Consider the following 23,507-nt stretch of genomic DNA (forward strand, 5'->3'; position numbering starts at 1 on the left):
AGAACAACCTCCAATAATCCAAACTACTAGAAATGAATAAAAGGGAATTTTTAAAGAATGCTGCTACCTTGTCAACGATTACCCTGTTGCCTTCAGGGGCCATGGCTTTTTCCAAGTCAAAAAAGAAACGCTTGCGTACGGCACACATCGGTGTCGGTAATATGGGCGGTGAAGATTTAAAGGCGATTTCGTCACATGCTGCAGTAGATGTGGTGGCCTTATGTGATGTTGATTCCGAGCTTTTGGCCAAGGCCAAGGCCTTGCATCCGGACGCTAAAACCTATACCGATTATAGGGTGATGTTAAAGGAAATGAAGAAAAAAATCGATGCCGTAGTAGTCTCTACACCAGACCATACCCATGCCCCAGCTTCTATGATGGCCATGGAAATGGACAAGCCTGTATATTGCCAAAAGCCTTTGACGCATCACGTGACCGAAGCAAGGGCCATGAAAAAATTGGCCAAAGAGAAAAATTTGGTTACCCAAATGGGGATTCAGGTGCACTCTTTTTACGACTATAAACTGGCGACCTTGATGATTCAGTCCGGTATCATCGGGAAAGTACACACCGTAAGGGCCTGGTCACCGAAAAACTGGGGTTATGACGGACCGTTGCCAGAAGGACAAGATCCCGTTCCGGCCAATTTAGATTGGAACCTTTGGTTGGGTACTTCGTCCGAAAGACCTTATAAAAAAGGGGTATACCATCCTGGAAACTGGAGAAAACTGGTTGATTACGGTTGTGGTACCCTAGGTGATATGGGGGTTCATATTTTTGATACGCCTTATAATGCCTTGGAACTGGATGTGCCAAGGACCATTACCACTAATTGTAGAAAGCCCAATGGTTTTGGCTATCCGGAGCAGAATATGGTAACTTATGAATTTCCCGGTACAAAATATACGGCAGACACGCTAAAGTGGGTGTGGTATGACGGCGAGGGAGCCGATAAACAACGTGAAGATTTGATGCTTCCCGGTGGTGAGAAGCTCCATGATCAAGGAGCAATGTTCATAGGGGAAAAAGGAAGGTTGTATTTGCCGCATTTTCAAATGCTTCCCAAGGTCATCGTAGATGGGGAGTACCAGGAGATAGATGTTGAAAAATTCAATCTAGGGGAACCGGTTCGCGATTATGAAAGCGAAGGGAAGAAACACTACCATCAATTTGTCGACGCCTGTTTGGGTACTGCAGAAACGAGTGCCCCGTTTTCTTATGCATCGCGTTTAACGGAAACCATATTGTTGGGCGTTATCGCAGGCCGTTTTCCGAACAAGACCCTTCATTGGGACGCTAAATCGGCCAGATTCGCCGAAGATGAGGCCAATCAGTTTTTAGATTCGCCTTATAGGGAATTTTAATAAATACCGATGATACAGAAACTCGCTTGTACCGTATTTACCTGTCTTTTTGTGTCTTTTTCCGTCGTTTCACAGACGGGAAAGGTCTTTGATGCACTGACGATGAAAAGTGAAATATTAAAGGGGGAACGCAAGTATGCGGTTTATCTGCCCCCTGATTATGACACTTCGCAACGGTCGTATCCCGTACTCTATTTATTGCACGGTGCCGGTGATGATCAAACCGGTTGGGTGCAGTTCGGGGAAGTACTGCGTATTACCGATGAGGCTATCAAAAACGGTACGGCAACGCCCATGGTCATTATTATGCCCGATGCCGAACAAGGCAAAAGGGGCTATTTTAACCAAGGCGACGATTGGCGGTATGAAGATTTCTTCTTTGAGGAATTTATGCCCTATGTAGAGAAACAATACCGTATTAAATCCACTAAGAGATATCGGGCCATAGCCGGACTCTCCATGGGGGGTGGCGGTTCTTTTATGTATGCGCTACATCACCCTGAACTATTTTCATCGGCTTGTCCCTTGAGTGCTTATGTAGGGCCATTGACCATTGCCGACCTTAAGGAACGCCTAGAGAAAAGTGATGTCAAATTTAGCGAATCGGAAATCAAGGCCTATTTCAAAAGACACAATGCTTTGGAATTGCTAGAGACCGTTCCCGTTGAAGATGTGAAGTCCGTACGTTGGTATATCGATTGTGGTGACGATGATTTTCTCTTTGAAGGAAACAGTCTGATGCATATTGCCATGACCAAGAAAAAGATTCCGCATGAGTACAGGGTGCGTGACGGTAGACATAGTTGGACGTATTGGAGGGCATCCCTACCCAAGGTCTTGGAGTTTGTATCCGATGCTTTTCATCAATATTAACGACCAATAGTACGTTTTTTTGAAGGGCAGTAATCTATTATAGAGCAATATGAAATATAGAAGATTTGGAAGAACCGACTGGCAAGTAAGCGAAGTGGGATATGGTATGTGGGGTATGGCCGGATGGACGGAGTCCGACGATGTGCAATCGGCAAAGTCCTTGGATTTGGCCGTGGAAAACGGAGTGAACTTTTTTGATACGGCCTGGGGCTACGGTGAAGGACATAGTGAGGAATTGCTGGGAGGGCTCATTAGAAGGCATCCTGGGACTAAACTATATGCCGCAAGTAAGATACCTCCCAAGAACTTTAATTGGCCAGCAAAGCCCGAGTATAGGTTTGAGGATTCGTATCCTAAGAACCATATTATAGAATATACCGAGAAAACCCTGACCAATTTGGGCATGGAACGCATTGACTTGATGCAGTTTCATACCTGGGACGACTCTTGGTCGCACCGTGACGAATGGCAACGTGCTATAGAGGATTTGAAAAAAGCCGGAAAAATTGCGGCTATGGGTATCAGTGTAAACCGCTGGGAACCCGAAAATGGTATCGAGGCCATTAAGACCGGCCTAATAGATGCCGTACAGGTCATCTACAATATTTTTGACCAAAACCCGGAAGATGTGCTTTTTCCTTTATGTGAAAAGATGGATGTAGCCGTAATTGCAAGGGTGCCTTTTGACGAAGGTACCTTGACCGGTAATCTTACCAAGGAAACTACTTTTCCCGAAGGGGATTGGCGCGGAACCTATTTTGTGCCTGAAAACCTAAACTCAAGTGTAGAGCATGCCGATGCCCTGCGACCCTTGATTCCTGAAGGTATGAATATGGCCGAGATGGCCCTTCGGTTTATTTTGGAGAACAAGACCATAGGTACGACCATACCGGGTATGCGAAAAGAACGTAATGTTTTGGCCAATACCGCCACGAGCGATGGTAAAAGACTCCCAAAAGAATTGATGGACGAATTGCGAAAGCACCGTTGGGTACGAAAGCCCACCGAATGGTCGCAATAAGAAATAGTAACCCAAGTCGTCCTGAGCCCAGGGCGACTTGTTTTTTTAGGGGGTTATTTGGCAAACAACTGCCCCATATCTTTAAAAGCCTTAAACTCCAAGGCATTTCCTGCAGGGTCTAAAAAGAACATGGTAGCCTGTTCCCCGGTCTGGCCTTTGAACCGTACATAAGGTTCTATTACAAATTCTACGCCTTTCGCGGTAAGTTCCTCGGCAAAAGATTCAAATACTTCCCACGGTAAAACCACACCATAATGCGGTACTGGAACATTTTTGCCATCTACCGGATTGCTGTGTAGGGCTTCAGTTTCGGTTTTGGGCTTATAGTGAATGACCAATTGGTGCCCGAACAGGTTGAAGTCGACCCAATGGTCGCTGCTTCGCCCTTCCTCACAGTTGAGTACTTCCCTGTAAAAGCTTCGGCATTCATCTAGATTATGGACCGGTATGGCAATATGAAAAGGGGTTACGGCTTGCATCGATGTCTGTTTTAGTTTTTTAAAAAATCTACAATCTGATCGTTCACATGTTCTTGGTGCATAGAATGGCCAAGGCCCTTGGTCCGGATAAAGATACTGCCTTTCCATTGGGCGTGTACCGCCTCCGAGGCATGAAAAGGGGCCAGTTTATCAAGTTCATCGTGTAGTAGGAGTCCTTTTTTGGTATTTTTTTTCGCAAAGCGGGAAGAAGAAAATTCGTTTACGGTAAAGCCAAAGCGATCAAGGACAAAAGCTTCGAGCTCCTTTCTGACTTTGTCGTTGAAATTGAGCAGCTTTTGATAGTGGTCCATTATTTCATAGAACTCCGAAGGCGAGCCAATGGTTACCATTTTTTCGACAGATGCATTTTGATGGCAAAACTCGTTGTACATGAGGGTCATTCCTCCCATAGAATGGCCAATAAGATACTTTGGGCCATACTTTTCTATCATGGCTTGAACACCGTCGGAATACAGGGGGAGGTTTAAGTGCTGCCCTGAGGAATATCCATGTGCGGGCGCATCAAAAGCTACGATATTATAGTCGGCTTCACGGAGTTTGGCGATGAGGTTGCGCCAGCGAAAGGTATTGCTTTCCCAACCGTGGACCAAGAGTACGGTCTCTTTGTTGCTGGGCCAAGCATAGGTCTGCAAGGTGTGGCCTTGAACGTTTATGGTTCCGTTTTTCGCTTGGTCTAGATATTCTTTTTGATTGGGGAGAACCCTTCCTTTTCGAACCGTACAGAAAACATAAAACGCTTTCTCCGCAGCCTTTTTGGGGGATACTCTGGCAAGCAAGTTAAAATAGCGCCCGTAGACCTTGGGGAGCATTTTGTTCAGGTTTTTACGCATAGATTTTTCGGTCTATTTTAAGGGCTTCTTTTTGATCATTCCGCCTCTTATATCTTTTATAACGCCCATAACGATAAAGGCGTTTTTGTCTATTTTGTCTATTTCGGTGCTTAACCGGGCCAGTTCTAGGCGGGTCATTACGGTATAGATGATTTCGGTAGAAATACGTGCCGTACCATCTTTGGCATACCCGCCCTTTCCGCTATAAACGGTACAGGCCCGCCCCATTTTTTCGGTGAGCATCACCCGTATTTCTTCATTTTTCGGGGAAATAATGGTTACGCCAATGTATTCTTCCACACCATCTACCACGTAGTTCACGGTCTTGGCCGCCGCCAAATAGGTAAGAATGGCGTAAAGTGCCGTTTCTATACTTAATAGGTAGGCCCCAGCCGAAAAAATCAGAATGTTTATAAGCAGAAGTATATCGCCTATGGTCATATGCCATTTTCGGCTCAGGTAGATAGCCAATACCTCGGTGCCATCGATGACGCTTCCGCCACGCATGGCCATTCCTATACCTAGGCCCAAGAAAAAACCACCGAAAACGGCTATAAGAAGCTTGTCGCTTGTTATTATTGGGTAGGGAACAAAATGAACGACAATGGCCAAGGCCAATATGGCAAAAATACTTCTGATCGCGAACTTTCCGCTTATGGTCTTGGCCCCGAGCAGTATAAAGGGGATGTTCACCAATAAGAGCAAAATTCCCAGTGATATGTTCGATTTTACCTGAATTAATAAAGATACGCCCGTAGCCCCGCCATCGATAAAATTATTGGGCAATAAGAAGCCTTTTAGGCCAAACCCTGCCGCGCCAACGCCAATGGCGATGAACAAGATTTCCTTTAGGGCGTGCATTAACTCCACATGGCCCACGCGTATTTCTTTGACCAATTGGCGCTTGGCCACGTTTTTTTCGCTCTTTAGTTTATTTTTGGCGCGTTGTACCAGTATGTATTGTAAGATAGTGTTCATGGTACGGAATGTTTAAACTAAAGGCAGTAGCAAAAGGATCAGTCCCAAGCTACCATCATATATTTGATTTTTGCATCATCGGGAATTTGAACGGCTTCGATATTGACACTGGAAGCATAACGCAAGCTTGAAGGGAGCTCTTCTTTACTGATCGTAAAATAGACATCGCTATCCTTTAGAAGGATGACCACATTGTTCATAGAGGTAATTACCTTTCTGATGGTGTAGTTGTCCTTTATGTCTTTAAAGGTACTGTTTAGGCCAACCCCTTTTTCGGTAGTGAAACGGGGGTCTTCAATACGAATGTTCTCGATTGTCGGAATACTATCGGAGTTTGGTGTAAGCGTCAAGAGCGGTTTTCCTCCCTTTTCGAAAATCTTTATTTTTTTACTGTTGTTCGCCCTATTGGCTATCGTACTGTCTTTTACGATGGAATCGTTCTCGTAAATGATGTCAAGGTCGCGTACCAAGCTGATGCGATCCAGTTTGCCTACTCGGTCGGTAATGATTGAAAATGAGGTGTCTTTTTCATCTTTACAGCTGGTAAGGCAAATGATTAGACAACTTAAGGTTACTATTGTTTTCATGAATTTTTGTGCAAAGTTAAAATTTGATTCTGAAATTAGGTCGGTACATTAACGCATTACTTTCTTCAGAACTCCCAAAACTCCACGAATGAAGGTGGCACTGGTCAAAACCTTAATGATCGGGTTCTGTCGGGTACTGGCCCTACTTCGGCTGGTCTTTCTGGGTGCCTTTTTTTCTTTTTCGGCCTCGGCTTCGGCCCGTTCTATTTTTTCGTTCAGAATTTCATACGCGCTTTCCCGATCAATGGTCTCGCCGTATTTCTTTACCAGTTTAGAGGTGCCGATTACAGTATTGAGTTCGGTTTCGGTAAGAACGTCCATACGGCTCATAGGGGCGCGCAACAGGGTTGCGGCCAAGGGGGTCGGTCGTCCCTTTTCATCTAAGGCCGATACCAGTGCTTCACCTATACCCAAGGCCGTTAAAACCTCTTTGGTGTCGTAATAATCGGAAATGGGGTAGTTTTCGGCCGTTAGTTTTATGGCCTTTCGGTCTCTGGCAGTAAAGGCACGCAGGGCGTGTTGAACCTTTAGTCCGAGTTGCGAGAGTACTTCATTGGGTACGTCGGTCGGGTTTTGTGTAACAAAGTAAAGACCGATACCTTTTGAACGTATCAATTTAACGATACTTTCTATTTGGTCGAGTAGGGCCTTTGAGGCTTCGTTAAAGATAAGGTGGGCCTCATCGATGAACAAGATCAGTTCAGGCCTATCACTGTCGCCCTGTTCTGGAAAAGTACTGTATATCTCGGCCAGTAGGCTTAACATAAAGGTCGAGAAAAGTTTGGGCCGGTCTTGTATATCGGTCAGACGTAGAATGTTTATATAGCCTCTTCCGTTTTCGTCTACACGGGTAAGGTCTTCGACATCAAATGATTTTTCACCAAAAAAGAGATCGGCTCCCTGCTGTTCGAGTTCTATGATCTTTCTAAGGATGGCTCCCGTGGAACTGGAAGAAATTCTTCCGTAATCTTTGGTGAATTCGGCTTTGCCTGCGCTTGTGGCATATTGCAGTACCTTTTTGAAATCCTTTAGGTCTAAAAGCGGAAGTTTATTGTCGTCGCAATATTTGAACACTACCGATACGATACCTTCTTGGGTATCCGATAGGTCAAGTATACGGGATAGGAGCACTGGTCCGAATTCCGATACCGTGGCCCGAAGTTTTACGCCGTCTTGTTTGGAAAGCGAGAGGATCTCGACCGGAAACGCCTTGGGTTCAAAGGGCAGGCCTATTTTGGCATGGCGCTCATCTATTTTCGGGTGACCGGGACTCGGTTGGGCCAAGCCGCTCAAATCCCCTTTAAGGTCCATCAATAAGACCGGGATTCCTTTTTCAGAAAGGTTTTCGGCCAGTACCTGTAAAGTTTTTGTCTTTCCAGTTCCCGTAGCCCCTGCGATAAGTCCGTGACGGTTCAACGTTTTTAAAGGTATTTTTACATGGGCATCGGTAATAGCCTCCCCATCGAGCATGGCAGCGCCCAATATTATGGAGTCACCTTTGGTAGTATACCCTGCTTCAATGTGTTGAAAGAATTCGTCTCTAGTTGCCATTCGGTCTATTTTGGAGTAAAAATAAGAGAATTTTACTGTTTGGCCGTTACTTTTAGAGAAGTTTGGGATTGGTCAAGGCTGAACCTTGGCCCTCTGGTGGTATTCTACCGTTGAAATCTTGCTTATGGGGCAAATGGTGAATTTAAGAATCAGAATTTGGGTTTTGGAATTTGCAAGGCCTATCTTTGCACGATGGTCAAAGATGAAGTTTTACAGGAAGTGGAGAAAGGGATGATGTTGCCCCTAATGGAAGAATTCTACACCATACAGGGCGAAGGTTTCCATAAAGGTACGGCGGCATATTTTATTCGTGTCGGAGGATGCGATGTCGGATGTCATTGGTGCGATGTGAAAGAGAGCTGGAATGCGGAAACCCATCCGCCCACCGATATTCGGCAAATTACCGAAAATGCTTCAAAATATTCTGATACCATTGTCATTACGGGTGGCGAACCCCTTACTTGGAATATGCAGCCCTTGACCGATGCCCTAAAGGCGAAGAACCTTAAGATCCACATAGAGACTTCGGGTGCATATCCCTTGACCGGTACGTGGGATTGGATTTGCCTTTCGCCCAAAAAGAACAAGCTTCCGGTAGATGAAATTTATGAGGTGGCCCACGAACTTAAGGTCATTGTTTACAATAAACACGATTTGATCTTTGCCGAACAGGAAGCGGCAAAGGTGAACGGAAAATGTATTCTCTACTTACAGCCCGAATGGAGCGTACGTGATAAGGTTACGCCTATGATCGTCGATTATGTGATGCAAAACCCTAAGTGGAAGGTAAGTCTACAGACCCACAAATATTTGAATATCCCTTAATATCTTAACGACCGCCTGCGGATTTTAGATCCAATAGGCATTCGGGGTCAAGGCTTGGTGGGTCGGGAAAAAGACCTTTTGAGGTTTTTGATTCCAACATTCGAAGTACGTCTTTGCCGCTTAGGCGACAGGCGGCTTTTAATCCGTTTTCATACGATTCCGTCTTGGCCGATTTATTGGCGAATCCGGCAAACTGTAGTTCGGCCTGCATAAGACAGCCCTCTACCGAGCAATGGCTGTTTCCTTTTGTATTGCCATCTTCATCTAAAACTGGTTTGCCGTCTTCGTCACGTTCTATGTCCTCATGGTCGTTTATCGGCGCCGTTCCTAAATTTACAAGGCCGAAAAGATGGCCGAATTCATGGTTGAGGGTTGAGCTTTCTACGTCGGCAGCGGTAATAAAAAAGCTTTGATTGGCCAGTTTTCGTACCGTTACTTCATGAATGATCATAGAAGTATTGCGATATACCGCACCTAAGGTAACAAGTCCCACTTCCTCATCATCGCCTTCTGCCGGTGCATCGGCAAAATAGATATAGAGACCTAAAGTAGAGCCCTCGTTAAAAACGGTTCTGTTTTCCGATTCGAGTTTGGCTATTTCTTCCAAGGTCAAATTTTCTTCATCGGGCGATTCCAGTTGGGTGTACTTGAGTTCAATATCTTCCTTGAACGTTCTTTTTTTTAGGTAGGAGACAAAACCCAACATGGCTTCGTCCGTAGGTTTGAAATCTTTTACGTAGGCAATTTCGATAAGCAGCTTTGTAAACCTTTCGTTCGATAGAATGTCTTTGGCTGAGTCGCCGGCACTTTTTAGACTGGCCTCTTTTGCCTGAATTTTTTCCTTTTCAGCGCTATTGGTGTCGTCGTCTTTGGTACAGCTTAGGAAAAGGCCGGTGAACAAGACCAATAAAAATAAGTGCGATTTTTTCATCATTGAATTTTAGGGACAGTCGTACAAGAACAAAAATGGCAAAAAATGATCTTATTTCAACCATAACTTGGCCAAATAGTCGTAATGATCGCCCTTTCTTACGAATTGGCAATTGAATCCATTGGCTTCCGAGGCCGTTTCCAAGGTTTTGTAATCGAGATAGAGCCAGAAAAATGGTTCGCTTTCCTGATTCTTGTATTTCATACTGAACTCGACTTCGCCATAGTACGAACCGGTATCGGGTACCCAGCGGCCCCCATCTTCGTCTTCGTCGAACATGTATATGATATCGCTGGAGTCAAGTAAAATTTGCCCGCCCGGATTCAACAAGGTTTTTAAATGGTCTAAAAAGCGGGACATATTGTTCAGCCTTCCAACAATGCCAATACCGTTCATCAATAGGAGCAAGGTGTCAAATCTAGGACCTTTAAAGTCGTATATGTCGCTATGTGCCACCTTGTTGATGCCCCTTAGGGTACAGGTTTCTATGGCGCCTTTGGAGTGGTCGAGCGCGGTTACGTCGAGGTTTTTTTTCTGAAGGTAGAGACTGTGGCTTCCGGCCCCGCATCCTATGTCGAGTACGCTGCCCTTGTAAAGGTCAAGGGCTTTTTGTTCCAGCTCTGGCATCTCCTTGTAATCCCTAAAGAGATAGGGCAGGGGTATTTTATCCTCTTCGTCCAAAGAAGAGAAGGTGATTATGTCTTCGGTATAATTTCCTTTTTGATAGTCTAATACTGCATTTCCGAAAATGTCGATCATATCACAATAGCTTTGTATGGCAAAAATGGACTTTTTAAGTATTTCTTGCTTAGTTTTGGGCAGATTTTTAAGAGGATGGACCAAATTTTACGTGAACTTCCAAAGAAGGCCAAAGATAAGCAGAACGAAAACAAGAAGTTTTTTACGAAACTTAAAAAGCGCCCGCCCAAGAATCTTGATTACATTATGCAAGAACTGCATGAAGAGGAATTTGAGCGAACCGATTGTCTTGATTGTGCCAACTGTTGTAAAACTACGGGGCCTTTGTTCACTAGGGCCGATATCGAAAGAATTGCCAAATTCCTTCGGCAGAAACCCCAAGCCTTTATTGAAGCGTATCTGCGGATCGATGAAGATAACGATTACGTGCTTCAGCAGGTACCCTGTTCCTTTTTGGGTGCCGATAATTACTGCTCTATCTATGATGTTCGCCCTAAGGCCTGCCGTGAGTTTCCGCATACCGACCGGAAGAAATTCCAGCAAATATCGAACCTTACGCTAAAGAATGTGGCTATTTGCCCTGCGGCTTTCAATATTGTCGAAAAAATGAAAAAAAGCATCGGGAACGGCTAGACAACCCTAAATAGAAACCCCATATGTACCTTAGAACAGAAGTCCTACCGAAGAAAACACTAGTGGGCCGCCGCTTGAATATGAGCTTGGCACATAACCGAACCTTTGAACTTTGGAGCGGTTTTATGCCCTTGAGGAAAACCATAGCCGACCCCGTGGGTAGTGATCTGTATTCCGTTCAGGTGTTTTCGGAAATGCCCGAAGGCACTAGTTTTGGGCCGGATACCAGCTTTGAAAAATGGGCTGCGGTAGAGGTGAAGGGGGAGGCGTCGTATGGTGATGGCTTGGAAACCCTATGTTTGATCGGGGGACTTTATGCCGTATTCTTACATAAGGGCCTGTCTTCGGAATTTAATCGGACAATGGATTTTATTTTTAAGGAATGGCTTCCCGTATCCGATTATCGCCTAGACCATAGGCCCCATTTTGAACTACTCGGAAGCAAATACAAAAACGACCGTCCCGAATCGGAAGAAGAGGTGTGGATCCCCATCCGGCCGAAGTGAAGCGGGCATCGTTCTTAAAAGGTTTTTGTTATCTTTAAGACATGGAGCCCATTATCGATTACTTTGAAAATATCCCCTCGTTGCACCGTTCGCTTATTTTGGTCGGGGGAATCACCTTTTTTTGGCTTCTTGAGGGCATCGTGCCCCTTTTTGGTTTTAGGTACAAGAAATGGCAACACGCACTTCCGAACCTATTTTTTACGATGACGACGGTTGTCGTAAACTTCGCCCTCGCTTTTTTGCTGCTCAAGACCGCCGATTTTACGGTAATACATGATTTTGGGATTATCAATTGGCTTCCCGATATGCCCTTATGGCTCTATGTTATCGTAGGACTGTTGTTGCTGGATCTTGTCGGGGCCTACCTGGCCCATTTTGTCGAGCACAAGGTGAAAATTTTATGGATGGTACATCTGGTGCACCATACCGACCATAATGTAGACACGACTACGGCCAATCGGCATCATCCTTTGGAAAGTATGATTCGTTTTGTGTTTACCCTTTTAGGGGTTTTTCTGGTCGGTACGCCTATCGGTATTGTAATGTTGTATCAGTCCTTATCACTTGTGGCGACCCAATTCAACCATGCCAACATAAAAATGCCCAAAGGCTTAGACGACCTCTTAAGTCTGTTGATCGTTTCACCCGATATGCACAAGGTGCATCACCATTATCGATTACCGTATACCGATAGTAATTACGGTAATATATTTTCGCTGTGGGATCGCTTGTTCGGTACCTATATGAAGTTGGACAGGGAAGAGATTGTATACGGGGTAGATACCTTTCCCGATGAGGTCGAGAACTCCAGTATCAAAGGGCTGTTACGGCAGCCTTTCCATAAATACAGAAAGCCTACCACCTTGCCTGAAGCCGAATCGGTAAAAGGGCAGCCCCTGTAATTAGAGGTACATCAGGTATTTTTTTCTGATTTTCTTGAATTTGTCAATGTCGCTTTGCCAAGTAGCCTTGATTTCTTCTTCGTTTATCCCTTGTTCAATTTGTTTTTGAAGCGTTTCGGTTCCTGCATGGGCGGTGAAGCCTTTAGTATTGAAGAACTTGCTCTTGTCTAGGGTGTTGGTATAGGCGTCTATGAGCCATTGCAGGGAAACTTCGTTCATTTTAGGGAATCCGGATAAATCTTTTCCGAAGCATGTCTTTCCGTTTTCCTTTGGGGATTTTGAACCGAAATTAGGCATGGGGGTATATTTGAAACTATACTGGGTGCTATCGAGAAAAGAGGCCCCGTAACACTGAAATTGCAATTCGGTTCCACGTCCGGCATTGATGTTCGTTCCTTCAAAAAGACCCAGGCTCGGATAAAGGTTGATCGCCGTATCGTTGGGCAGGTTCGGTGAAGGCCTGACCGGTATGCTGTAGGGGGTGTCATAAGTCCAATTTTCCAATGGAATAACCGTAAGGTCGGCCTTAACGCCGCTCCCAAGCCATTTCTCTTCATTGATCATTCGGGCGTATTCGCCGATGGTCATGCCATAGACCAAGGGGATTTCGGTCATGCCCAAAAAGCCGGAGTGCTCTTTTTTCATGGTCGGGCCATCTATGTAAGCGCCGTTAGGGTTAGGGCGGTCAAGTACTATGATGGGAACATTCTGTTCCGCACAGGCTTCCATGACCAATTGTAAGGTGGCTATATAGGTGTAGAAGCGGACCCCCACATCTTGAATGTCGAAAAGAACGATATCGATATCCTCTAATTGCTCGGCGGAAGGTTTCCGGTTTTTTCCGTAGAGGGAAATCAAGGGAAGTCCCGTCTTATTGTCGACCCCGTCCTTAACTTTTTCACCGGCATCGGCCCTACCTCGAAAACCGTGCTCGGGAGCGAACACTTTTTTGATATCGACATGGTGTGCCAACAACGAATCTACGAGATGGACGTATGGAAGGGGGGCATCTTTTACCTCGTCCTTAAAAATAATGGTCGTCTGGTTTCCTACAATGCCGACTTTTTTTCCCTTAAGTAAAGGAAGGTAGGCTTCGGTTCTATTGGCCGCCACTACAACGGGCTTTACTTTGACCGAATCGTTCATTGCCACCGCAGGTTTTGATTGGGTTTTCTCGGCTTTCGTCTGGTTTCCGCAGGCGATAAGAAGCAAAAACCAAATGAAAAATGTACTTTTGAGAGAGTTTAAAAACGCCATAGATTGAATTTTGAATATTTTTTGGCCAAGCGGCTCATCAAAGGTGAGGCGCATAAAATTAGTATTTCCGCACCAATAATAAAAATAGCTATTGCAGCTATTGCATTGGGGGTGGTAATGATGCTCATTGCGATAGCTACCGGAATAGGCCTGAAGTACAAGATACGGGAAAAAGTAGCTGCCTTCAACGGGCACATCCAAATTTCCAGTTACGACAATAATGCATCCGATGTATCGGTCATTCCGGTTTCATTGGATCAAGAGTTTTATCCCGAGTTCAAGACTATTGACGGTATCCGTCACATACAGGCCGTTGCTAGCAAGGCGGGCATTATTAGAACCGAGACCACCTTTGAAGGTATTATTGCCAAGGGGGTAGGGGCGGATTATGACTGGACGGCATTTGAGGAATATTTGGTAGAGGGTCAGTTGCCGAACTACTCCGGCGATTTGAATGAAGAGGTATTGATGTCAGACCTCATGGCCAACCGACTACACCTAAAAACCGGCGATACCTTTTACGCATTTTTTCTCAAGGATGGCGATGTGTCGAAATTGCCCAACCAAAGAAAATTTAAAATTACCGGCCTCTACGATAGCGGATTTGAGGAGTTTGACGGACTTTATCTTTTTACCGATATACGGCACATACAACGTATGAACAAGTGGGAAGATGACCAAGTAGGTAATTTCGAGGTGTTCTTGAACAGTTTTGACGATATCGACGCCAAAAGCAATGAGATTTACGGGAATACCGTCTCTACACTAGATACACAGACCATCGTAAACAAATATTACAAGATCTTTGAATGGATCAGTCTTTTCGACTTTAATATCATTCTGATCATCGGTATCGTGATCATCGTAAGTGGGTTCAATATGATTACGGCACTGTTGGTGCTGATTTTAGAACGCACCCAAATGATCGGCATCCTCAAGGCTTTGGGGTCGGCCAATTGGAGCATACGTAAGGTGTTTTTGTACAACGCTACATACCTTATCGGTATCGGTCTGTTTTGGGGGAACCTTATTGGCTTGGGCATTATTGTACTGCAAGACCGGTTCAAGATATTGAAGTTTCCGAACCCGAAAGAGTATTACATAGAATACGTGCCCGTACATATCGACATATTTACGGTCTTGGCCCTCAATGCGGGCGTGTTGATCCTATGTGTGCTGATGCTGTTGATTCCATCGTATATTATCACCAAAATTTCTCCGGTCAAGGCCATCAAATTCGAATAGAAAATGCCTTGGGGTATTTCTCTGTGGTAAGGTCTTTCTATTTTTTTTGCTAGATTACATGATAATTTATAGCTCATGAGATACGCAGAAAATATTCTTGGAACCATAGGGAATACGCCTTTGGTAAAGCTAAATAAGTTGACCTCCGACCTTCCTTGCCTGGTATTGGCCAAGTACGAAACCTTTAACCCGGGCAACTCGGTAAAAGACCGTATGGCCCTACAAATGATAGAAGATGCCGAAGCGGCTGGGCTTTTAAAGCCGGGCGGTACCATTGTAGAGGCCACCTCGGGCAATACCGGAATGGGTTTGGCATTGGCCGCTACGATAAAAGGCTACAGGCTCATTTGTGTGATAAGTGATAAGCAATCCGTAGAAAAGATAGATATACTAAAGGCCATGGGCAGTGAAGTGCACGTATGTCCTACGAACGTTGAACCGAGTGACCCAAGAAGTTATTATGCCACGGCCAAAAGGCTGGCCAAGGAAACTCCGAACGCTTGGTACGTGAACCAATACGATAACCCTAGTAATACAAAGGCCCATTACCTTAGTACCGGGCCGGAAATTTGGGAACAGACCGACGGTAAGATTACCCATTTTGTCGTTGGTGTGGGAACCGGAGGTACGATTTCGGGCGTGGGTAAATTTTTGAAGGAGAAAAATCCCGATATAAAAGTTTGGGGCGTCGATACCTATGGTTCGGTCTTTAAAAAATACCACGAGACCGGAGTGTTCGACGAGAATGAGATCTACCCCTATATTACCGAAGGTATCGGGGAGGATATTCTCCCGGAAAATGTAGATTTTGACATTATTGACGGCTTCGTAAAAGTTACCGATAAAGATGCCGCCATCTATACCCGACGTTTGGCCAGGGAAGAGGCCATGTTTTTGGGGAATTCGGCAGGTGCGGCCATAAAAGGGCTATTGCAGCTCAAGGAACATTTTACGAAAGACGATGTGGTGGTCGTGTTGTTCCATGATCACGGAAGTCGCTATGTCGGAAAAATGTTCAATGACGATTGGATGCGTGAAAAGGGGTTTTTAGATTAGTTTTGTAAGCGTGTTCAAGAAAAGCGACTTCTATTCTAGTGGAAGGCTATAAAAAAGTGAGAGATGACAGAGTTAAGTTTTAAAGATCAAAATGTAAAAATAGATGCCGGTGAATTGGTAGGTTATACCGTAAACGGGCACGAGTATATCCATCAAAAAGGCAGTCCGGGATGGCGCAGTTCCGATACCGAAATGTTTCCGATCATCGGCCCCACCGCCGATGCCAAATTTATGGTACAGACCCCAAGGGACATTGCGGTTCAAGATCAGCACGGATTGCTACGGGAGATGGAGTACGAGTTGATATCGGAAACGGAGATGGAGGCGGTTTTTCAAAAGGCGTATAAGGCCAATTCGCGGGTGAAGAATTCGAAATATCCGGACAAGTCGAACAAGGAATGGTTGTTTTGGACCTATGATTTCAACTTTAAAAAGACCTTTCGATTGGGGGAAGACGGGCTGGAAGTAAGCTTTACGGTTTCCGGGGAACGCGATATGCCCTTTATGCTGGGTTATCACCCTGCTTTTAAGCTGCACACCGAAAGTCCCGTAGTAATCGCCGGCGATAAAGAAATAAGCCTTGATGAGATCATGGCGGTAGGAAGCCGGGCGCTAGAAGTGGCCGACTGCGAGGAAATTGTATTGAAGGACCAAAAAGAGCTTCGTGTCCGTACCGAAGGCTTTGGCAATTTTATGTTGTGGACGGAAGTGCCCAATATGCTGTGTATAGAACCAATTACGTTTTATCCGTATGCCGTGCCACAGGTGAAGCTGTTTGAAGGTTTTAGTTATTTGAAGGACGAAGATGCCCAATTGAGGGTCTTTATAAGTGCGGTCAATTAAATAGGAAATATGGAAGAAGGTCTTTTGCAGAATTATGGCTATCTCTTTGAAGATGCACTCTTGGCTGAGATGCAAGAGGTAGGCTTGGTAAAAAAGTATGGTCAGGGTACGGTAATCATGGATATCGGTGAGACCATTTCACATATGCCCTTATTGTTGAACGGAGCGATCAAGATTTTGCGCGAAGATGAAAACGGAGACGAACTGTTACTTTATTTTTTAGAGCGGGGCGATACCTGTGCCATGACCTTTTCATGTTGTGTAGGAACCCATAAAAGTGAGATACGGGCCGTTGCCGAAAGTGATACGGAGCTTATCATGATTCCCGTAGATAAGATGGAAGCATGGATGTCAAAATATGCCACATGGCGTCAGTTTATCTTGGACAGTTACCATACGCGAATGACCGAATTGCTCGAAACCGTCGATACCATTGCCTTCCTTCGAATGGACGAACGGCTGCTCAAGCACCTTCAAGACAAGGCCATGGTCAACCACGACGAATACGTCCAGACAACACATCAAGATATTGCCTATGACCTGAATACTTCAAGAGTGGTCATCTCAAGGCTGCTTAAAAAGCTTGAGAAGGAAGGAAAGATAGAAATGCAGCGTAACCGGATCAAGGTCATCGACTTATAAAGGGGGCGTTGGCGTAGGAAACCATTTTTCCAAAAAAAAATATAAAATAGATAAGCGTTTTGGAATGTTTGTTCCAAAACGCTACTTTTGCCCTGTGAATAAGAAAGAAAGCATCTTACGGTCGGCTCTAGCGCTTTTGGTTGAAAAGGGAGTACATAACACCCCCATGTCGGCCATTGCCAAAAATGCGGGTACCGGTATGGGAACCATATATAACTATTTTCCCAATAAGGAAGTTCTGATCAACGAGATTTACGCCGGAATAAAGGAAAAGGAAAATACCATTTTCCCGGAGTTTGATACCACCCGCCCCATAAAGACCCAATTCGAGCGGTACTATACGGCGATTGTTGAATTTTTTATCGAGAATGCCGAGTACTTCAAGTTTATGGAACAAATTCAAGCTTCGCCCATCATCACCGAGGAGACCAGAAAAAAGGGGTTGGAAACGGTGGCACCGGTTTATGATTTGCTTAAAAGGGGAAAGGAAGAACGCATTGTTAAAAATTTGGAAACCGAAGAATTGATCCAGTTCATCGGAGGTTCGGTATTTTCGTATTTAAGGTGGTACCATAGCCAAGGGAAAGTAGAGACGTCCTCTGTTCAAAACCAGGTGCGAATGGTTTGGGACGGGATAAAAGAGTAAAAAAATTTACACGAACATTGGAGTGAACGTTCATTCCAATATAAATAAGGTGAACTATTTAATATTTTAAAAATGAAAAGAGTTGTTTTGGTTACGGGTACGTCATCGGGAGTAGGTTTTGAAAGTTCCCTGCTTTTTGCGGAGAAGGGGTATAAGGTTTATGCTTCCATGAGGAATTTAAAAAAGGCCGACCGCCTAAAGGAAAAAATAGAAGAAGGCAATTTAGACATTGACATATTGGAACTCGATGTGACCAAGGTCGACAGTATCAAGGGCGCAGTGGATACCATTATCGGGAAAGAGGGTAGGATTGATGTCTTGATCAATAATGCCGGGGCAGGTTTTGCAAAAGCCGTGGAACAGGCGAGCGAAGAGGAAATAAGGTGGGTCACCGAAGTCAATTATCTAGGCACGGTGTTTTGCACCCAAGCCGTCTTGCCACATATGCGTAAACAAAGATCGGGGCAAATTATAAATCTAAGTTCGGTGGGTGGATTGGTAGGCCAGCCCTTTAATGAGCTCTATTGCGCCGCGAAATTTGCGGTAGAAGGCTTTGCTGAGGGTTTGGCGGCCTATGTTACCGACGCTTTCAATATCAAGATCAGTAATGTAGAACCAGGGGGGATCTCTACCGAATTTATGAATTCGGCCGTTGAAAAGACCGCGGTTGACGGTAAGTTGGCCTCGGGTGAATACCTTCCTATTTTTGAGCGTTACCTCGCGGGCAACCAGCAGAGGGCGGCCGAATCTGTAGAGCAAGTCTATCAAACGGGCCGAGAGGTTGCCGAAGTCGTACTCGATGTGGCCGAAAACGAAAATCCGCCGATGCGTATCCGTACTTCGGAATGGGCCCAAAATCTATGTGAACTTAAAACCAAGGCCGATCCCGATGGAACCAAATTGGTAGATCAGATCAAACGTAGTTTTTTATAGGATTTGGAAAGGGGCCGAAAAAAATATTCGGACAAATTTATCCTCTTTCTGTGTAATTTCTATTGAATTACTTATTTTTACCTTTCTACTTGTGCAATTAAGATATGGCTAGAATGGTGAAAATAGGGGTGCGTTTAATAGTAGTCTTGTTATTGGTGAGCTGTAGGGACACCAATGGGAAGCCCAAAAAAACGTCAAAATCGAACCGGGTCGTAACAACTTATATTGCATTGCCCAAAAAGGTGAAATCACCTAAGGACAACCCGGCTTCCCCTGAAAAGGAGGCCTTGGGGAAATTACTTTTTTACGACCCCGTTCTTTCCGGAAACAAGGATGTGGCCTGTGCCACCTGCCATCACCCCCAAAACGGTTATGCAGAGTTTTTGGATATCAGTATTGGTCCCAATGCTACTGGCCTGGGTGCCCGTAGGAAATTCAATGCGCCCAACGATATTCCCTTTGTAAAAAGAAATGCCCCAACCATTATCAATTCGGCCTACAATGGAATAGACCCCTTCGGCAACTATGATCCGGAACAAGCCACTATGTTTTGGGACGATCGTGTTAAGAGTCTTGAAAAACAGGCCTTGGAGCCGATAAAGGCCTTTGAGGAAATGCGTGGGCACGGTATAGGTGTCGATAGCATATTGCAGGTTGTGGTGGATCGCGTAAAGCAAATTCCCGAATATCAACAAATGTTCGCCGATGCCTTTGGTGTGCCGAATGCGGTAACGGTAGAAAATTTAGGAAAGGCCATCGCCGCCTTTGAGCGTTCGTTGGTAACGAACAATTCGCGCTTCGATCAATTTATGAGGGGAGATGAGGATGCAATTCTAATTTCGGAAAAAGAAGGTTTTGAACTGTTTAAGTCGGTAGGTTGCGTCAATTGCCACAATGGTCCCATGTTTTCTGATTATAAGATGCACGTATTGGGTACCCCTGAAAACGATAAGCTGGGCGAACCCGATAGAGGAGTGAAGGATACCTTTGCCTTTCGTACGCCTACTTTACGGAATCTACGCTTTACCGCCCCTTATATGCATAATGGGAGTTTGCCTACCCTCAAAAAGGTGCTGGAATTTTATGAGGATATCGCCAATGGTAAGGAGCGTAACCCACATGTACCGGTACAAAAGTACGATCCTTTTGTGCGCGATCTCAACTTGTCGGTCAAGGAGATGTCCCAAATCATTTCATTTTTAAACACGCTTAACGACGATGGTTTTGACAAGACCGTACCCGAGCGCGTACCCAGTGGCTTGCCGGTAGGGGGCAATATTCAATAATTTTTTTGGTTTTAGGTCTGGTTTCTTGATGTTCATGTAACACAGGTAACATAGCTGTTTTAGATTAAATGGTACCTTTGTCCCATGCGAAGATTTCTCCCTTTTTTGGAGTGGATTCCAGACTATAACAAGAACTGGTTTTCCAAAGACTTGGTGGCAGGCCTGACGGTAGGGATCATATTGATTCCACAGGGCATGGCCTACGCCATGATTGCAGGCCTTCCTCCGGTATACGGTCTCTACGCTTCTTTATTGCCCATGATTGCCTACGCCGTTTTCGGTACGTCTAGGCAATTGGCCGTGGGGCCAGTTGCCATGGACTCGCTTTTGGTGGCTGCAGGTTTGGCTACCTTGGCTATTACTTCGGTAGACGATTATATTGGTATGGCCCTGCTTTTGGCTTTTACCGTTGGGGCTATACAATTGACATTAGGACTTTTACGAATGGGTTTTTTGGTGAATTTTCTATCGAAACCGGTCATAAGTGGCTTTACCTCGGCCGCGGCATTGATAATTATGTTCAGCCAGTTGAAGCACCTTTTGGGGGTAGATATCACCCGCAGCAACCGCTTTGACGTATTATTGGTGAACGCATTTGAAAAGATGCCCGACACTAATTTATACGATTTTGCCATTGGTTTGGTGGGCATTGTGATTATTGTGGCCTTAAAAAAAATCGATAAACGTATACCTGGTATACTCTTCGTGGTCATTTTGGGTATTTTGGTGGTTTACTTATTGCAGTTGCCCGCTTTTGGGGTGCACATCGTAGGGGAGATTCCTACCGGCTTGCCCTCGTTCCGGCTTCACAGTTTCAATGTCGATGCCTTGCTGGAATTGGCGCCTATTGCGGTGACACTTGCACTTATTGGGTATTTGGAGGCAATTTCCATAGGGAAATCGTTGGAGGAACAAACCGGGGAAGAAACCATAGATGCCAATAAGGAACTTATTGCCCTAGGCAGCTCGAATATGTTGGGGTCCTTTTTTCAGTCGTATGTGGTAACGGGTAGTTTTTCGCGTTCGGCCATTAACGCACAAGCCGGGGCAAAAACCCCTATGGCCTTGTTCTTTAGCGCCATTGTCGTAGCCATCACCCTTTTGTTTCTTACGCCGCTTTTCTATTATTTGCCCAATGCCGTCTTGGCGAGCATTATTATGGTTTCGGTATTCGGACTTATCGATATCGCCTACCCGAAAAGCCTTTGGGAGTATCGTAAAGACGAACTCTTTGTGCTGGTTATCACGTTTTTGATTACGCTTTTTGCCGGTATATCGGAAGGAATATTGATCGGTGTGTTATTGTCGCTGTTGTTGATGGTATACAAAAGCTCAAAGCCCCACTTTGCTGTTTTGGGGAGAATAGAAGGGTCCGATTATTATAAAAATATCGATAGGTTCAGCCAGAATGTTTTGGTACGTGACGATTTGCTTATTGTACGTTTTGATTCACAGCTGTATTTTGGGAATAAAAACTATTTCAAAAAAGAACTTTTAAAAAATGTAGCTAAAAAAGGCAGCAAGCTCAAAGGCATCATACTTAATGCCGAGGCCATTAGTTATATCGATTCCAGTGCGGCACAAATGCTTAAACGGGTGATTGAAGAGTTTCACGATAAAGGACTTCAGTTTTATATTTCGGGGGCAACAGGGCCGACAAGGGACACGATTTTCAGCAGTGGTATTATCGATGCCCTGAACAAGAAGTGCCTCTTCGTTCAGACAAAGGAAGCGGTCGATTATTTTGATAACATGACCCCCTTGTCCATTTTAAGCGAGAAAGTGGCCTGCCAAAACCATCGGAACAGTAACTAATGTTACGCCCATATTCAACGATTAGAGGTATTTTTGTAAGGAATGATGAAGATAGACTTCCCTTTTCGGGAATGTATAAGGAATGTATAAGGAAGGTATAATTTTCCTATCGGGAAATAAAAAAAAACAATTATGAAGATAGAACAGATATATACAGGATGCCTGGCACAGGGCGCATATTACATTGAAAGCAAAGGTGAAGTGGCGATTATTGATCCACTTCGTGAAGTAGAACCCTATATCGAAAGGGCCGAAAAAGACGGGGCAAAGATCAAATATATTTTTGAGACCCATTTTCACGCCGATTTTGTCAGTGGCCACGTTACCCTTTCCAAGGAAACCGGTGCACCCATCGTATACGGACCCAATGCCAACCCTTCCTTTGACGCTATAATAGCAAGTGACGGACAGGTATTTAAGCTTGGGGATATTAGTATACAAGTATTACATACCCCTGGGCACACTATGGAAAGTACCACCTATTTGTTGAAGGACGAAACAGGAAAAGACCATGCCATTTTCTCAGGTGATACCTTGTTCCTAGGAGATGTAGGTAGACCCGACCTGGCCCAAAAGGCGGCCGATATGACCCAAGACGATCTAGCGGGCCTATTGTTCGATAGCTTACGGAACAAGATCATGCCCCTGTCCGATGATATTACCGTTTATCCGGCACATGGTGCAGGTTCGGCCTGTGGTAAGAATATGATGAAGGAAACAGTGGATACCTTGGGCAATCAAAAAAGGGTAAACTACGCATTGCGGGCCGATATGACCAAGGAGGAGTTCATCAAAGAAGTGACCGACGGTTTGCTTCCTCCTCCAAAATATTTTCCGCTGAACGTTAAAATGAACAAAGAAGGCTATGAAGATATAGCCGATGTTTTGAATCGGGGCACCACCGCTTTGGATCCAGATGCCTTTGAGGCCATGGCCAATGAAACCGGTGCCGTGGTGTTGGACGTAAGGCATCAAGACGATTTTGTAAAAGGCCATATCCCTAGGTCGATTTTTATCGGACTTAACGGCGATTTTGCTCCGTGGGTAGGAGCCCTTATTGCAGATACCGAGCAACCGCTCTTATTGGTGACGCCGGAAGGTATGGAAGAAGAGGCGGTAACCCGTTTGTCCCGTGTTGGTTTTGATGCTACTATCGGAATTCTTGAAGGGGGATTCGAAGCATGGAAGAAAGCCGGGAAAGATTACGATACCATTAACTCCGTTTCTGCGGAAGAGGCAAAACCACAGATCGAAAATAAGGAAATGCCCGTTTTCGACGTGAGAAAAGAGAGTGAGTATCTTTCGGAACACGCGGTCAATGCGGAAAACACACCATTGGATTTTATAAACGACTACATGGGGGAATTCCCTAAGGAAAAAACATTTTTTGTTCACTGTGCCGGAGGCTATCGTTCGGTCATAGCGGAATCGATATTAAAAAGTAGGGGAATACATAATTTTGTGGATATAGGCGGCGGTTTCGGAGCCATGAAGAATGCAGGTATTCCGTCAACGGACTATGTTTGCCCTACGACCTTATAAGAAGGTGCGAAATTATAAAAACCCCATAGGCAAAAGACTATG

Annotated in this window: 24 protein-coding genes; 16 read left to right on the top strand and 8 right to left on the bottom strand. The window is 44.9% G+C overall.

Going from position 1 to position 23,507, the window contains the following annotated elements; genetic code table 11:
- Positions 1 to 32: 32 nt before the first annotated feature.
- Genes ZOBGAL_RS12205 through ZOBGAL_RS12215 form a run of 3 tightly spaced genes read left to right on the top strand, consistent with a single transcriptional unit; the run spans position 33 to position 3,258 of the window.
- Positions 33 to 1,364, top strand: a complete 1,332-nt coding sequence (locus tag ZOBGAL_RS12205; protein ID WP_013993920.1) for a Gfo/Idh/MocA family protein — start codon at positions 33 to 35, stop codon at positions 1,362 to 1,364.
- 9 nt (positions 1,365 to 1,373) lie between these two features.
- Positions 1,374 to 2,237 (top strand): alpha/beta hydrolase, encoded by an 864-nt coding sequence (locus ZOBGAL_RS12210; protein WP_013993921.1) that lies wholly within the window; start codon positions 1,374 to 1,376, stop codon positions 2,235 to 2,237.
- Between the two features lie 49 nt (positions 2,238 to 2,286).
- Positions 2,287 to 3,258 (top strand): aldo/keto reductase, encoded by a 972-nt coding sequence (locus ZOBGAL_RS12215; protein ID WP_013993922.1) that lies wholly within the window; start codon positions 2,287 to 2,289, stop codon positions 3,256 to 3,258.
- Positions 3,259 to 3,311: 53 nt separating this feature from the next.
- On the opposite strand, the gene ZOBGAL_RS12220 is transcribed toward ZOBGAL_RS12215, so the two are convergent.
- The 5 genes from ZOBGAL_RS12220 to ZOBGAL_RS12240 are packed head-to-tail and all read right to left on the bottom strand — an operon-like array spanning position 3,312 to position 7,704.
- Complete coding sequence (locus ZOBGAL_RS12220; protein WP_013993923.1) at positions 3,312 to 3,737, bottom strand: VOC family protein; 426 nt, start codon at positions 3,735 to 3,737, stop codon at positions 3,312 to 3,314.
- 11 nt (positions 3,738 to 3,748) lie between these two features.
- Positions 3,749 to 4,588 carry an alpha/beta fold hydrolase gene (locus ZOBGAL_RS12225; protein WP_013993924.1) on the bottom strand — a complete coding sequence of 280 codons (840 nt, stop codon included), beginning with the start codon at positions 4,586 to 4,588 and terminating at the stop codon, positions 3,749 to 3,751.
- A gap of 12 nt (positions 4,589 to 4,600) precedes the next feature.
- Entirely contained in the window at positions 4,601 to 5,566 is a 966-nt protein-coding gene (locus ZOBGAL_RS12230; RefSeq protein ID WP_013993925.1) for a YitT family protein, read from the bottom strand.
- Positions 5,567 to 5,604: 38 nt separating this feature from the next.
- Positions 5,605 to 6,153, bottom strand: coding sequence for a hypothetical protein (locus ZOBGAL_RS12235; protein WP_013993926.1), 549 nt, complete (start codon positions 6,151 to 6,153; stop codon positions 5,605 to 5,607).
- Positions 6,154 to 6,201: 48 nt separating this feature from the next.
- Complete coding sequence (locus tag ZOBGAL_RS12240; protein WP_013993927.1) at positions 6,202 to 7,704, bottom strand: helicase HerA-like domain-containing protein; 1,503 nt, start codon at positions 7,702 to 7,704, stop codon at positions 6,202 to 6,204.
- A 192-nt stretch (positions 7,705 to 7,896) separates the two neighbouring features.
- Between ZOBGAL_RS12240 and ZOBGAL_RS12245 the strand changes: the two genes are divergently transcribed.
- Entirely contained in the window at positions 7,897 to 8,529 is a 633-nt protein-coding gene (locus ZOBGAL_RS12245; protein WP_013993928.1) for a 7-carboxy-7-deazaguanine synthase QueE, read from the top strand.
- Positions 8,530 to 8,533: 4 nt separating this feature from the next.
- Here ZOBGAL_RS12245 and ZOBGAL_RS12250 read toward each other — a convergent pair whose 3' ends face one another.
- Both ZOBGAL_RS12250 and ZOBGAL_RS12255 read right to left on the bottom strand, forming a co-directional pair.
- On the bottom strand, positions 8,534 to 9,463 hold the full coding sequence (locus ZOBGAL_RS12250; RefSeq protein ID WP_013993929.1) for a hypothetical protein: 930 nt from the start codon (positions 9,461 to 9,463) through the stop codon (positions 8,534 to 8,536).
- Between the two features lie 48 nt (positions 9,464 to 9,511).
- The gene (locus ZOBGAL_RS12255; protein WP_013993930.1) at positions 9,512 to 10,219 is read right to left on the bottom strand and encodes a class I SAM-dependent methyltransferase; all 708 of its coding nucleotides are present in this window, start codon (positions 10,217 to 10,219) and stop codon (positions 9,512 to 9,514) included.
- Between the two features lie 75 nt (positions 10,220 to 10,294).
- Here ZOBGAL_RS12255 and ZOBGAL_RS12260 point away from each other — a divergent pair, with 75 nt between their 5' ends.
- From ZOBGAL_RS12260 to ZOBGAL_RS12270, 3 genes are read left to right on the top strand one after another with little or no spacing between them, the layout of a single operon-like run.
- Positions 10,295 to 10,792, top strand: a complete 498-nt coding sequence (locus tag ZOBGAL_RS12260) for a YkgJ family cysteine cluster protein (protein ID WP_046287473.1) — start codon at positions 10,295 to 10,297, stop codon at positions 10,790 to 10,792.
- Between the two features lie 23 nt (positions 10,793 to 10,815).
- Positions 10,816 to 11,298 (top strand): GyrI-like domain-containing protein, encoded by a 483-nt coding sequence (locus ZOBGAL_RS12265; protein ID WP_013993932.1) that lies wholly within the window; start codon positions 10,816 to 10,818, stop codon positions 11,296 to 11,298.
- A 41-nt stretch (positions 11,299 to 11,339) separates the two neighbouring features.
- Positions 11,340 to 12,200 carry a sterol desaturase family protein gene (locus tag ZOBGAL_RS12270; protein WP_013993933.1) on the top strand — a complete coding sequence of 287 codons (861 nt, stop codon included), beginning with the start codon at positions 11,340 to 11,342 and terminating at the stop codon, positions 12,198 to 12,200.
- Here the strand turns inward: ZOBGAL_RS12270 and ZOBGAL_RS12275 are convergent, their stop codons facing one another.
- Entirely contained in the window at positions 12,201 to 13,457 is a 1,257-nt protein-coding gene (locus ZOBGAL_RS12275; protein ID WP_046287904.1) for an exo-beta-N-acetylmuramidase NamZ family protein, read from the bottom strand. It abuts the gene before it with no gap.
- Between the two features lie 3 nt (positions 13,458 to 13,460).
- Here ZOBGAL_RS12275 and ZOBGAL_RS12280 point away from each other — a divergent pair, with 3 nt between their 5' ends.
- The 9 genes from ZOBGAL_RS12280 to ZOBGAL_RS12320 all read left to right on the top strand — a co-directional run bounded on the left by ZOBGAL_RS12280 (position 13,461) and on the right by ZOBGAL_RS12320 (position 23,465).
- Entirely contained in the window at positions 13,461 to 14,702 is a 1,242-nt protein-coding gene (locus ZOBGAL_RS12280; RefSeq protein WP_013993935.1) for an ABC transporter permease, read from the top strand.
- A gap of 75 nt (positions 14,703 to 14,777) precedes the next feature.
- Positions 14,778 to 15,758 carry a PLP-dependent cysteine synthase family protein gene (locus ZOBGAL_RS12285; RefSeq protein WP_013993936.1) on the top strand — a complete coding sequence of 327 codons (981 nt, stop codon included), beginning with the start codon at positions 14,778 to 14,780 and terminating at the stop codon, positions 15,756 to 15,758.
- Between the two features lie 63 nt (positions 15,759 to 15,821).
- Positions 15,822 to 16,601, top strand: coding sequence for an aldose epimerase family protein (locus tag ZOBGAL_RS12290; protein WP_013993937.1), 780 nt, complete (start codon positions 15,822 to 15,824; stop codon positions 16,599 to 16,601).
- A gap of 9 nt (positions 16,602 to 16,610) precedes the next feature.
- Positions 16,611 to 17,243, top strand: a complete 633-nt coding sequence (locus ZOBGAL_RS12295) for a Crp/Fnr family transcriptional regulator (protein ID WP_013993938.1) — start codon at positions 16,611 to 16,613, stop codon at positions 17,241 to 17,243.
- Between the two features lie 94 nt (positions 17,244 to 17,337).
- A complete protein-coding gene (locus tag ZOBGAL_RS12300; protein ID WP_046287905.1) occupies positions 17,338 to 17,889 on the top strand; it encodes a TetR/AcrR family transcriptional regulator in 552 nt (183 codons plus the stop codon).
- 72 nt (positions 17,890 to 17,961) lie between these two features.
- Entirely contained in the window at positions 17,962 to 18,822 is an 861-nt protein-coding gene (locus ZOBGAL_RS12305) for an SDR family oxidoreductase (RefSeq protein ID WP_013993940.1), read from the top strand.
- Between the two features lie 104 nt (positions 18,823 to 18,926).
- Positions 18,927 to 20,108, top strand: coding sequence for a cytochrome c peroxidase (locus ZOBGAL_RS12310; RefSeq protein ID WP_046287474.1), 1,182 nt, complete (start codon positions 18,927 to 18,929; stop codon positions 20,106 to 20,108).
- 84 nt (positions 20,109 to 20,192) lie between these two features.
- A complete protein-coding gene (locus tag ZOBGAL_RS12315; RefSeq protein WP_013993942.1) occupies positions 20,193 to 21,923 on the top strand; it encodes a SulP family inorganic anion transporter in 1,731 nt (576 codons plus the stop codon).
- A 132-nt stretch (positions 21,924 to 22,055) separates the two neighbouring features.
- Positions 22,056 to 23,465 (top strand): MBL fold metallo-hydrolase, encoded by a 1,410-nt coding sequence (locus ZOBGAL_RS12320; protein ID WP_013993943.1) that lies wholly within the window; start codon positions 22,056 to 22,058, stop codon positions 23,463 to 23,465.
- The last annotated feature ends 42 nt before the right edge of the window (positions 23,466 to 23,507 follow it).

The sequence above is a fragment of the Zobellia galactanivorans genome, assembly GCF_000973105.1.
In the GTDB taxonomy this organism is placed as follows: domain Bacteria; phylum Bacteroidota; class Bacteroidia; order Flavobacteriales; family Flavobacteriaceae; genus Zobellia; species Zobellia galactanivorans.

Excerpts from the sequence above, each read along its gene's own strand:
- ZOBGAL_RS12205 (WP_013993920.1), top strand. The coding sequence starts at position 33 with ATGAATAAAAGGGAATTTTTAAAGAATGCTGCTACCTTGTCAACGATT.
- ZOBGAL_RS12210 (WP_013993921.1), top strand. The coding sequence starts at position 1,374 with ATGATACAGAAACTCGCTTGTACCGTATTTACCTGTCTTTTTGTGTCT.
- ZOBGAL_RS12215 (WP_013993922.1), top strand. The coding sequence starts at position 2,287 with ATGAAATATAGAAGATTTGGAAGAACCGACTGGCAAGTAAGCGAAGTG.
- ZOBGAL_RS12220 (WP_013993923.1), bottom strand. The coding sequence starts at position 3,737 with ATGCAAGCCGTAACCCCTTTTCATATTGCCATACCGGTCCATAATCTA.
- ZOBGAL_RS12225 (WP_013993924.1), bottom strand. The coding sequence starts at position 4,588 with ATGCGTAAAAACCTGAACAAAATGCTCCCCAAGGTCTACGGGCGCTAT.
- ZOBGAL_RS12230 (WP_013993925.1), bottom strand. The coding sequence starts at position 5,566 with ATGAACACTATCTTACAATACATACTGGTACAACGCGCCAAAAATAAA.
- ZOBGAL_RS12235 (WP_013993926.1), bottom strand. The coding sequence starts at position 6,153 with ATGAAAACAATAGTAACCTTAAGTTGTCTAATCATTTGCCTTACCAGC.
- ZOBGAL_RS12240 (WP_013993927.1), bottom strand. The coding sequence starts at position 7,704 with ATGGCAACTAGAGACGAATTCTTTCAACACATTGAAGCAGGGTATACT.
- ZOBGAL_RS12245 (WP_013993928.1), top strand. The coding sequence starts at position 7,897 with ATGGTCAAAGATGAAGTTTTACAGGAAGTGGAGAAAGGGATGATGTTG.
- ZOBGAL_RS12250 (WP_013993929.1), bottom strand. The coding sequence starts at position 9,463 with ATGATGAAAAAATCGCACTTATTTTTATTGGTCTTGTTCACCGGCCTT.
- ZOBGAL_RS12255 (WP_013993930.1), bottom strand. The coding sequence starts at position 10,219 with ATGATCGACATTTTCGGAAATGCAGTATTAGACTATCAAAAAGGAAAT.
- ZOBGAL_RS12260 (WP_046287473.1), top strand. The coding sequence starts at position 10,295 with ATGGACCAAATTTTACGTGAACTTCCAAAGAAGGCCAAAGATAAGCAG.
- ZOBGAL_RS12265 (WP_013993932.1), top strand. The coding sequence starts at position 10,816 with ATGTACCTTAGAACAGAAGTCCTACCGAAGAAAACACTAGTGGGCCGC.
- ZOBGAL_RS12270 (WP_013993933.1), top strand. The coding sequence starts at position 11,340 with ATGGAGCCCATTATCGATTACTTTGAAAATATCCCCTCGTTGCACCGT.
- ZOBGAL_RS12275 (WP_046287904.1), bottom strand. The coding sequence starts at position 13,457 with ATGGCGTTTTTAAACTCTCTCAAAAGTACATTTTTCATTTGGTTTTTG.
- ZOBGAL_RS12285 (WP_013993936.1), top strand. The coding sequence starts at position 14,778 with ATGAGATACGCAGAAAATATTCTTGGAACCATAGGGAATACGCCTTTG.
- ZOBGAL_RS12290 (WP_013993937.1), top strand. The coding sequence starts at position 15,822 with ATGACAGAGTTAAGTTTTAAAGATCAAAATGTAAAAATAGATGCCGGT.
- ZOBGAL_RS12295 (WP_013993938.1), top strand. The coding sequence starts at position 16,611 with ATGGAAGAAGGTCTTTTGCAGAATTATGGCTATCTCTTTGAAGATGCA.
- ZOBGAL_RS12305 (WP_013993940.1), top strand. The coding sequence starts at position 17,962 with ATGAAAAGAGTTGTTTTGGTTACGGGTACGTCATCGGGAGTAGGTTTT.
- ZOBGAL_RS12310 (WP_046287474.1), top strand. The coding sequence starts at position 18,927 with ATGGCTAGAATGGTGAAAATAGGGGTGCGTTTAATAGTAGTCTTGTTA.
- ZOBGAL_RS12315 (WP_013993942.1), top strand. The coding sequence starts at position 20,193 with ATGCGAAGATTTCTCCCTTTTTTGGAGTGGATTCCAGACTATAACAAG.
- ZOBGAL_RS12320 (WP_013993943.1), top strand. The coding sequence starts at position 22,056 with ATGAAGATAGAACAGATATATACAGGATGCCTGGCACAGGGCGCATAT.